10 protein-coding genes are annotated in these 9,071 nt (G+C 60.4%); 8 read left to right on the forward strand and 2 right to left on the reverse strand.

Annotated features, from left to right (window positions below; translation table 11 throughout):
• Positions 1–126 precede the first annotated feature (126 nt).
• A complete protein-coding gene (gene hemB, locus CTATCC11996_RS07320) occupies positions 127–1,137 on the reverse strand; it encodes a porphobilinogen synthase (protein WP_003074654.1) in 1,011 nt (336 codons plus the stop codon).
• Between the two features lie 132 nt (positions 1,138–1,269).
• Between hemB and CTATCC11996_RS07325 the strand changes: the two genes are divergently transcribed.
• The 8 genes from CTATCC11996_RS07325 (at position 1,270) to fusA (ending at position 8,844) form a co-directional block, all read left to right on the forward strand.
• Positions 1,270–1,686 (forward strand): CopD family protein, encoded by a 417-nt coding sequence (locus CTATCC11996_RS07325; protein ID WP_003074656.1) that lies wholly within the window; start codon positions 1,270–1,272, stop codon positions 1,684–1,686.
• 57 nt (positions 1,687–1,743) lie between these two features.
• Positions 1,744–2,841: a VanZ family protein gene (locus CTATCC11996_RS07330; protein WP_034348385.1), complete on the forward strand. Its 1,098-nt coding sequence runs from the start codon at positions 1,744–1,746 to the stop codon at positions 2,839–2,841.
• Positions 2,842–2,852: 11 nt separating this feature from the next.
• The gene (locus tag CTATCC11996_RS07335) at positions 2,853–3,209 is read left to right on the forward strand and encodes a (2Fe-2S) ferredoxin domain-containing protein (protein ID WP_003074660.1); all 357 of its coding nucleotides are present in this window, start codon (positions 2,853–2,855) and stop codon (positions 3,207–3,209) included.
• A 161-nt stretch (positions 3,210–3,370) separates the two neighbouring features.
• Positions 3,371–4,009, forward strand: a complete 639-nt coding sequence (locus tag CTATCC11996_RS07340) for an alpha/beta hydrolase (protein ID WP_003074662.1) — start codon at positions 3,371–3,373, stop codon at positions 4,007–4,009.
• A gap of 150 nt (positions 4,010–4,159) precedes the next feature.
• The gene (locus CTATCC11996_RS07345; RefSeq protein ID WP_003074664.1) at positions 4,160–5,332 is read left to right on the forward strand and encodes a D-alanyl-D-alanine carboxypeptidase family protein; all 1,173 of its coding nucleotides are present in this window, start codon (positions 4,160–4,162) and stop codon (positions 5,330–5,332) included.
• A gap of 238 nt (positions 5,333–5,570) precedes the next feature.
• Complete coding sequence (gene rpsL / locus CTATCC11996_RS07350) at positions 5,571–5,948, forward strand: 30S ribosomal protein S12 (protein ID WP_003059441.1); 378 nt, start codon at positions 5,571–5,573, stop codon at positions 5,946–5,948.
• A gap of 168 nt (positions 5,949–6,116) precedes the next feature.
• Positions 6,117–6,590: a 30S ribosomal protein S7 gene (gene rpsG / locus CTATCC11996_RS07355; protein ID WP_003059438.1), complete on the forward strand. Its 474-nt coding sequence runs from the start codon at positions 6,117–6,119 to the stop codon at positions 6,588–6,590.
• A 145-nt stretch (positions 6,591–6,735) separates the two neighbouring features.
• The gene (fusA, locus tag CTATCC11996_RS07360; protein ID WP_003074666.1) at positions 6,736–8,844 is read left to right on the forward strand and encodes an elongation factor G; all 2,109 of its coding nucleotides are present in this window, start codon (positions 6,736–6,738) and stop codon (positions 8,842–8,844) included.
• Positions 8,845–8,874: 30 nt separating this feature from the next.
• On the opposite strand, the gene CTATCC11996_RS26140 is transcribed toward fusA, so the two are convergent.
• Positions 8,875–9,071: hypothetical protein (locus CTATCC11996_RS26140; protein ID WP_211098342.1), on the reverse strand; the 197-nt coding region annotated here is incomplete at its 5' end.

Below are 9,071 nucleotides of genomic sequence, written 5' to 3' on the forward strand. Positions count from 1 at the left end.
GGCAGTCTCGATGTCAGTGCAGAAAGCAGATGCAAAAACGGCCCGTGCAAGCTGCCCGGGCCGTCAGATCATGCCTGAAATGCTCTCAGGCGCAAGCATGACCTGCGCTGACAGCTATCAATTTTGTTACAGGCCACGCAGCTTCTTGGCGGCGTCGATGGCAAAGTAGGTCAGGATGCCGTCGGCGCCCGCGCGCTTGAAGGCCAGCAGGGCTTCCATCATCACGGCGTCGTGATCGAGCCAGCCGTTGGCGGCAGCGGCCTTGAGCATGGCGTATTCACCGGACACCTGGTAGGCGAAGGTTGGCACCTTGAACTCGTCCTTGACGCGGCGCACCACGTCCAGATACGGCATGCCGGGCTTGACCATGACCATATCCGCGCCTTCGGCGATGTCCTGCGCCACTTCGCGCAGGGCTTCGTCGGTGTTGGCGGGGTCCATCTGGTAGACATTCTTGTCGGCCTTGCCCAGGGCGCTGCGTGTGCCCACGGCATCACGGAAGGGGCCGTAAAAGGCGCTGGCGTACTTGGCGCTATAGGCCATGATGCGGGTGTGAATATGGCCTTGAAGCTCCAGTGCCTCGCGGATGGCGCCGATGCGGCCGTCCATCATGTCGCTGGGGGCGACCATGTCCACGCCGGCTTCGGCATGGGCCAGGGCCTGGCCGACCAGCACTTCCACGGTGTCATCGTTGATGATGTAGCCGCTCTCGTCCAGGATACCGTCCTGACCGTGGCTGGTGTAGGGGTCCAGGGCCACATCGGTCATCACGCCCAGCTGGGGAAATTCCTTCTTCAGCGCGCGCACCACGCGCGGGATCAGGCCGTCGGGGTTCAGGGCTTCCTTGCCGTCGGGGGTCTTGAGGCTGGCTTCGATGGCGGGGAACAGCGCCAGATAGGGGATCTCCAGCTTCACGCATTCCTCGGCCACGGGCAGCAGCAGGTCCAGGCTCAGGCGGTCCACGCCGGGCATGGAGGGTACGGCCTCGCGCTTGTTCTGGCCTTCGTGCACGAATACGGGGTAGATGAAGTCGTGCGGCGTCAGCACGCTCTCGCGCACCAGATTGCGGGTGAAAGCATCGCGGCGCAGGCGGCGCGGACGATTCTGGGGAAAAGGAGTAGGGCTGGACAAATGCATGGGGAAAATTGTGCCCCATTCGCCATGGCTTGGCTTGCAGGTGCGTGACTATTCCATGACGGCTGTCGCATTGCGGGGTAAAGACGCGGCGTGCAGCAGCTGTGATGCGGCACAGGCCTTTACACTGGCTCCATGCTATGGGTCAAAGCCTTCCACATCGTTTTTGTTGCCAGCTGGTTTGCTGGTTTGTTCTACCTGCCGCGCATCTTTGTCAACATCGCCATGGTCACGCCGGGATCGGTGGCAGAGCGCGAGCGCCTGCTGCTGATGGCGCGCAAGCTGCTGCGCTTCACCTCCATGCTGGCCGTGCCTGCGCTGGGTCTGGGTCTGTGGCTGTGGCTGGGCTGGGGCTTCGCGGGTGGCTGGCTGCATGCCAAACTGGCCGTGGTGGTGTTGGTCATCGGCTACCACCACAGCTGTGCCGTGCTGCTGCGCAAGCTGGCGGACAACACCTGCCATAAAAGCCATCGCTGGTTCCGTTTCTATAACGAAGTGCCGGTGCTGCTGCTGATCGCCGCCGTGATTTTGGTGGTGGTCAAGCCCTTTTGAGTCTTGTGCCGAGAGTAGGAGGCGACTGTGTCCGATTCCGCGGTGCCGGTGATTTCCATGCGCCATACCTCGGCCTGGCCGCTGGCGCTGGTCTATGGCCTGCTCATCGTGTTTGCCAGCCTGTTCCCGTTCGACGGCTGGCGCGCCCAGGGCATCGATCCCAGCGTATTCCTGTTCGCCAGGATTCCGCCGCCGTACTGGACCTGGTTCGACGTCAACACCAATATCGTCGGCTATGCGCCGCTGGGCTTTTTCCTGGCGCTGGCCCTGATGCGCTCGGGTCAGCCCAGGTTGGCCGTGCCGCTGGCTTTTCTTGCCGGCACGCTGCTGTCGCTGTGCATGGAGTTTCTGCAGATCTATCTGCCGCGCCGCGTGCCGTCCAATCTGGACCTGGTGCTCAATGCCGGCGGTACCTTGATCGGCGCTCTGCTGGCTGCGCTGCTGGAGAAGCTGGGGGCTCTCTCGCGCTGGAGTGCATTTCGCAACCAGTGGCTGGGCGAGGGCGGTGCTGGTGTGCTGGTGCTGCTGGCGCTGTGGCCGTTTGCGCTGCTGTTTCCAGCGGCCGTGCCGTTTGGCCTGGGTCAGGTGCTGGAGCGCATCGACGACACCTTGCAGGACTGGCTGCTGAACACGCCGTTCGAAGACTGGCTGCCTCTGGGCGACTTCGCCATGACGCCGCTGTCGCTGGTCACGGAGATGCTATGCGTGATGCTGGGGCTGTGGATTCCCTGCCTGCTGGCCTATTGCGCCGTGCGCCATATGGGCCGCCGCGCGTTGGCCGGGCTGCTTCTGGTGGCGGCAGGGGTGGGGGTGACGGCGCTGTCGGCTGCGTTGAGCTGGGGCCCGGCCCATGCCTGGGAGTGGGTAGATCTGCCGGTGCGCCTGGGTGTCTGGGGCGGGCTGGGCCTGGCCGTGATTGCATTGCCTGCCTCGCGCCGCATGTGCGCCGTGCTATTGCTGCTGGTGCTGGTGCTGCATCTGAGCATCCTCAATCAGGCGCCGACCAATGTGTACTTCGCCCAGACCCTGCAGGCCTGGGAGCAAGGCCGCTTCATCCGCTTCTACGGCCTGGGCCAATGGCTGGGCTGGCTCTGGCCTTACGTGACACTGGCGTATGTAGTGATTCGACTCTCACGTCGCCAACAGCCTGCCTAGAATGATCCACCATGAGCGACATCCAGAATCAAGACCAGGCCGGCGGCTACTACCAGCGTCATATCTTCTTTTGCCTGAACGAGCGTCCCAACGGTGAGGATTGCTGCGCTCTGCACGGCGCCAAGGCGGGCTTTGACCACTGCAAGCGCAAAGTCAAGGAAGAGGGGCTTGCCGGAAAGGGGTTGGTGCGTGTGAACAAGGCCGGCTGCCTGGATCGCTGCGCCGGCGGTCCCGTGGCCGTGGTCTACCCCGAGGCCGTTTGGTACACCTTCATCGACGACAGCGATATCGATGAAATCGTCGAATCCCACCTCAAGAACGGCAAGGTGGTCGAGCGCCTTGTACTGCCCGAAAGCGTGGGGCGGTGATCTGGCTGTCTTGAGTCCTTTGGTCGCCCCGACAGGCTTGCGGCAAGGCGGCTCTTGTCTGGTGCGACCGACTTTGGGCTTGCTTGTTCAGGAACTTTAAGTGTTTTCAAGCGTCAGCCCAATTACAGCAAGCGCAAAAAGCTACAACTAGGATAGCAATCGTGAATTCCCAGACCGAACGACTGACGCTCACCGGCACCGCCGGTGCCATTGAGGCCCTGCGCGATGCGCCGCAACTGGTCGAAGGCCAGAGCCCCAAAGGCGTGGCCATCATCGCCCATCCGCACCCGCTGTTTGGCGGCACCATGGATAACAAGGTGGTCCAGACCCTGGCGCGTGCCTTTGTTCAGTGCGGCTACACGGTCGTGCGTTTCAACTTTCGTGGCGTGGGCGCCAGTGCCGGCGAGTATGACGCCGGCAAGGCCGAGCTGCAGGATTTGCTGGCCGTGGTGCAGCAGGTGGCTCCCGAAGGCCCTGTGGCTCTGGCCGGCTTTTCCTTCGGCGCTTTCGTCACCAGCCATGCACTGGCCCAACTCTGGGGTACAGGCCGGGTGCAGAAGGCCGTGCTGGTCGGCACCGCCGCGAGCCGTTTCGAGGTGGCGCCCGTGCCCGTCGAGGCCCATGACCAGACCCTGGTGATCCATGGCGAGGCGGACGATACCGTCGAGCTGTCCGCCGTGATGGACTGGGCGCGCCCGCAGATACTGCCTGTTACCGTGATTCCGCAGGTCGGCCATTTCTTTCACGGACAATTGCCTCTGCTCAAGAGCCTGGTGGTGCGCCACCTGAAGTCCCTGTAAGAGCCGCTCCCACACCTTGACGCACGTGAATTGCTGCCCTGTCTCGGTTAACTCCCTTTTCATAGCGCCAGGCCGAGGTATATCCTTGGCTTTGGCCGTTTTCGACGGTAAATAACCGCGCTTACCTTTGCTTTAGCGAGAGTCCTCTTCATGAAGCCCATCTACTCCACACTGCGTGTTTTGGCCGTTGCTGCCGCAGTGGCGCCCGTGTTTGCCATGGCACAGGTGGCGGCCCCTGTTCCTCCCGAAATTGCTGCCCGCAACTACCTGCTGGTGGACGTCACTGCCGGCCAGGTGCTGGGTGCCAAGGACGTCGATGCACCCGTCGAGCAGGCATCGCTGACCAAGCTGATGTCGGCCTATGTGGTGTTCGACGCCTTGCGCTCCAAGAAAATCACGCTGGAGCAGCGCATGCCCGTGAGCGAGCGCGCCTGGAAGATGCCCGGCTCGCGCATGTTCATCGACCCCAAGATGCAGGTGCCCGTCAATGACCTGCTCAGCGGCATGATCATCCAGTCCGGCAACGATGCCACCATGGCATTGGCCGAGGCTGTGGGCGGCACGGCCGAGAACTTCGTCAAGATGATGAATGACCAGGCCAAGGCCCTGGGCATGAAGAACACGAGCTACAAGAATCCCGAAGGTCTGACCGAGCCCGGCCACCTGACGACGGCGCGTGATCTGTCCATCCTGGCCCAGCGATTGATGCATGACTTCCCCGAGTACATGCACTACTACTCCACCAAGCAGTACAGCTACCCCGGCACGCCTGCCTCCAACGGCAGCAACCGCAATGCCTTGCTGTTCCGTGATCCCACCGTGGACGGCCTGAAGACCGGCCACACCAACGCCGCAGGCTATTGCCTGGTGGCCACGGCCAAGCGCGACCTGCCCAATGTGGGTCAGCGCCGCCTGCTGTCCATCGTGCTGGGAACGGCCAGCGAAAAGGCGCGTGCCAACGAAAGCCAGAAGCTGTTGAACTGGGGCTACACCGCTTTCGATGCCGTCAAGCTGTTCGATGCCGATCAACCCGTCGCTACTCCCGCTGTCTGGAAGGGCGCGGCCAATGCCGTCAAGATCGGCAAGGCCGACGGCGCCGTGGTCGTGACCGTGCCCTCGGGCACCGGCGGCAAGCTGACCACCGAGGTGGTGCGCCAGGATCCGTTGATTGCACCCATTGCCAAGGGGCAGTCCATGGGAGTGCTCAAGGTCAAGTCGGGTGCGGATGTGGTGGCCGAGGTGCCGCTGGTAGCGCTTGAGGCCGTCGAGCAGGCAGGCTTCTTCGGCCGTCTGTGGGACACCATCCGCCTCTGGATCAAGTAAGTTCCCGGGCTGGCAGGAGGCCGCTCCTGCCGGAAAGAGCACTTTGATGTGCCATGCAAAGCATCTTGCTGCCTGCGGGGCTATTGTCGTTGGGTGGTTGTGCTGATTTGCACAAGCTGGTACATTTGAGGGCTTTTCGGAATTTCCGAAGGGGTTCACGTTTCCGCATCGGCATCTGTTGCTGCGGATAAACCTTTTGCTTTCACGAAGCAAATTCACGTTTAGGGACGTTTAATTAATGCCAACCATTAACCAACTCGTGCGTCAGGGCCGCACGGTCGAAGTTGTTAAATCCAAGAGCCCTGCTATGGAAAACTGCCCCCAACGCCGTGGCGTGTGCACCCGTGTGTACACCACCACTCCCAAGAAGCCTAACTCGGCTCTGCGTAAGGTGGCCAAGGTTCGTCTGACCAACGGTTTCGAAGTGATTTCGTACATCGGCGGTGAAGGCCACAACCTGCAAGAGCACAGCGTTGTGCTGGTGCGCGGTGGTCGTGTGAAGGACTTGCCCGGTGTGCGTTACCACATCGTGCGCGGTTCCCTGGACCTGCAAGGCGTCAAGGACCGTAAGCAAGCTCGCTCCAAGTACGGTGCCAAGAAGCCTAAGGCTAAGTAATCAGCCCTGGTTTTTTGAAAACAAACGGTGTTTGATTCGCCTGACTGGCGCGGTCAAACGTAGTGGCCCTGAGCACGAATGTTTTGTGCGGGTCGAGTAAGTGAGAGTTTTGAATAGCTCTCGCGGTATCTGAAAAGATGCCAACTGAAGCAAAGATAGAGGTAAAAAATGCCACGTCGTCGCGAAGTCCCCAAACGTGAAATCCTGCCGGATCCCAAGTTCGGCAATGTAGAGCTGTCCAAATTCATGAACGTGATCATGGAAGGCGGCAAGAAGGCGGTTGCTGAGCGCATCATTTACGGCGCTCTGGACCTGATCGAGAAGAAGCATCCTGGCAAGGACCCTCTGGAAGCTTTCGTTGTTGCCATCAACAACGTCAAGCCCATGGTTGAAGTGAAGTCCCGCCGTGTTGGCGGTGCCAACTACCAGGTGCCCGTGGAAGTGCGTCCCGTCCGTCGTCTGGCTCTGGCCATGCGCTGGATCAAGGAAGCCTCCCGCAAGCGTGGCGAGAAGTCCATGGCTCAACGCCTGGCCAACGAGCTGCTGGAAGCTACGGAAGGCCGTGGCGGCGCCATGAAGCGTCGTGACGAAGTGCACCGTATGGCCGAAGCCAACAAGGCCTTCAGCCACTTCCGCTTCTAATCGGAATCTCGCTCGAGATACAGGGCCGCATGCAAAAACTTGCTGCGGCCTTGTGTCGATTCTGAGCGCCCCCATATAGAGCTGCTGCCTCCTGCGCACAATGCGGGGCCGGCAGTACTCCCATACGATCAAGCAAGGATCCATCATGGCTCGCAAGACCCCCATTGAGCGCTATCGCAACATCGGTATTTCCGCTCACATTGACGCAGGTAAGACAACCACTACAGAACGTATCCTGTTCTATACCGGTGTGACCCACAAGCTGGGCGAAGTGCACGACGGTGCTGCTACGACCGACTGGATGGAGCAAGAGCAAGAGCGCGGCATCACGATTACTTCGGCTGCTGTGACCTGCTTCTGGAAGGGCATGGATCTGTCCTACCCCGAGCACCGTTTCAACATTATTGACACCCCCGGTCACGTGGACTTCACGATTGAAGTGGAGCGTTCCATGCGCGTGCTGGACGGCGCTTGCATGGTGTATTGCGCTGTGGGTGGCGTGCAGCCCCAGTCCGAAACCGTGTGGCGTCAGGCCAATAAGTACAAGGTGCCTCGTCTGGCCTTCGTGAACAAGATGGACCGTACCGGTGCCAACTTCTTCAAGGTCTATGAAGGCATGAAGACTCGCCTGAACGCGAACCCTGTGCCCGTGGTGATCCCAATCGGCGCTGAAGATAACTTCCAGGGCGTGGTCGATCTGGTCAAGATGAAGGCCATCATCTGGGACGAAGCTTCCCAGGGCATGAAGTTCGAATACCAGGACATCCCCGCCGAGCTGGTGGAGACCGCCAACAAGTGGCGTGAAAACCTGGTGGAAGCCGCTGCCGAAGCTTCGGAAGAGCTGATGAACAAGTACCTGGAAGAAGGTACTCTGACTGAAGAAGAAGTGAAGCTCGGCGTGCGTACTCGTACCCTGGCCACCGAAATTCAGCCCATGCTGTGCGGCACCGCGTTCAAGAACAAGGGTGTGCAGCGCATGCTGGACGCCGTGATCGACTATCTGCCCGCTCCTGTGGACATCCCTGACGTTACCGGTACCGACCCCGATGACGAAGAGAAGAAGCTGAGCCGCAAGGCTGACGATGCTGAGAAGTTCTCGGCTCTGGCCTTCAAGCTGATGACCGACCCCTTCGTGGGCCAGCTGACTTTCGTGCGCGTGTACTCTGGCGTTCTGTCCAAGGGTGAGACCGTTCTGAATGCCGTCAAGGGCAAGAAGGAACGTATCGGCCGTATCGTGCAGATGATGGCCAACGACCGCGTGGAAGTGGAAGAAATCCGTGCTGGCGACATCGCTGCCTGCGTGGGCCTGAAGGACGTGACCACCGGTGAAACCCTGTGCGACATCGCTGCGCCTATCGTGCTGGAGCGCATGGTGTTCCCCGAGCCCGTGATTGCACAGGCTGTGGAACCTAAGTCCAAGACCGACCAGGAAAAGATGGGTATCGCTCTGTCGCGTCTGGCTGCAGAAGATCCTTCCTTCCGCGTGCGTACCGACGAAGAATCCGGTCAGACCATCATCGCCGGTATGGGCGAACTGCACCTGGAAATCATCGTTGACCGCATGAAGCGCGAATTCAACGTGGAAGCCAACGTGGGCAAGCCCCAGGTTGCCTACCGCGAAACCATCCGCAGCACGGTCAAGGACGTGGACGGCAAGTTCGTTCGCCAGTCCGGCGGTAAGGGCCAGTACGGTCACGTGGTTCTGACTCTGGAACCCCAGGAAGCTGGCAAGGGCTTCGAGTTCGTCGACGAAATCAAGGGCGGTGTGGTTCCTCGCGAATACATCCCTGCGGTGGAGAAGGGCGTGATCGAAGCTCTGACTTCCGGCGTGCTGGCTGGCTACCCTGTGGTGGACGTCAAGGTTCGTCTGACCTTCGGTTCGTACCACGATGTGGACTCGAACGAAATGGCGTTCAAGATGGCCGCTATCTTCGGTTTCAAGGAAGCTGCCCGCAAGGCCAACCCCGTCATCCTGGAGCCCATGATGGCTGTGGAAGTGGAAACGCCCGAAGACTACGCTGGTACCGTGATGGGCGATCTGTCCTCGCGTCGCGGCATGGTTCAGGGTATGGACGACATGGTTGGTGGCGGCAAGGCCATCAAGGCTGAAGTGCCTCTGTCCGAAATGTTCGGCTACGCCACTTCGCTGCGTTCCATGACTCAAGGTCGCGCCAGCTACACCATGGAGTTCAAGCACTACGCTGAAGCTCCTCGTAACGTGGCTGAAGCCATTGTTGCTGCCCGCGCCAAGTAATTGACGCAGGTTTGACGAATCCGTCATAATCTACGGCTTCCAATCGCGGCAGTCCTTTGAGGATTGCCGCGATTTTTGCCGGTCTGCGATCCCATGCCGTCCTGTTTCCTGTGCGGGGCGAGTCAGCAATGAGGTGCAGACCTTAAACATCACACAGGTTTTTGCTCTTTCGGAGAAATCATGGCAAAAGAAAAGTTCGAACGTACCAAGCCCCACGTGAACGTAGG

This window comes from Comamonas testosteroni ATCC 11996, from assembly GCF_000241525.1.
In the GTDB taxonomy this organism is placed as follows: Bacteria; Pseudomonadota; Gammaproteobacteria; order Burkholderiales; family Burkholderiaceae_C; genus Comamonas; species Comamonas testosteroni.

Coding starts and splice junctions, on each gene's coding strand:
- hemB (WP_003074654.1), bottom strand. CDS start 1,137: ATGCATTTGTCCAGCCCTACTCCTTTTCCCCAGAATCGTCCGCGCCGC.
- CTATCC11996_RS07325 (WP_003074656.1), top strand. CDS start 1,270: ATGCTATGGGTCAAAGCCTTCCACATCGTTTTTGTTGCCAGCTGGTTT.
- CTATCC11996_RS07330 (WP_034348385.1), top strand. CDS start 1,744: ATGCGCCATACCTCGGCCTGGCCGCTGGCGCTGGTCTATGGCCTGCTC.
- CTATCC11996_RS07335 (WP_003074660.1), top strand. CDS start 2,853: ATGAGCGACATCCAGAATCAAGACCAGGCCGGCGGCTACTACCAGCGT.
- CTATCC11996_RS07345 (WP_003074664.1), top strand. CDS start 4,160: ATGAAGCCCATCTACTCCACACTGCGTGTTTTGGCCGTTGCTGCCGCA.
- rpsL (WP_003059441.1), top strand. CDS start 5,571: ATGCCAACCATTAACCAACTCGTGCGTCAGGGCCGCACGGTCGAAGTT.
- rpsG (WP_003059438.1), top strand. CDS start 6,117: ATGCCACGTCGTCGCGAAGTCCCCAAACGTGAAATCCTGCCGGATCCC.
- fusA (WP_003074666.1), top strand. CDS start 6,736: ATGGCTCGCAAGACCCCCATTGAGCGCTATCGCAACATCGGTATTTCC.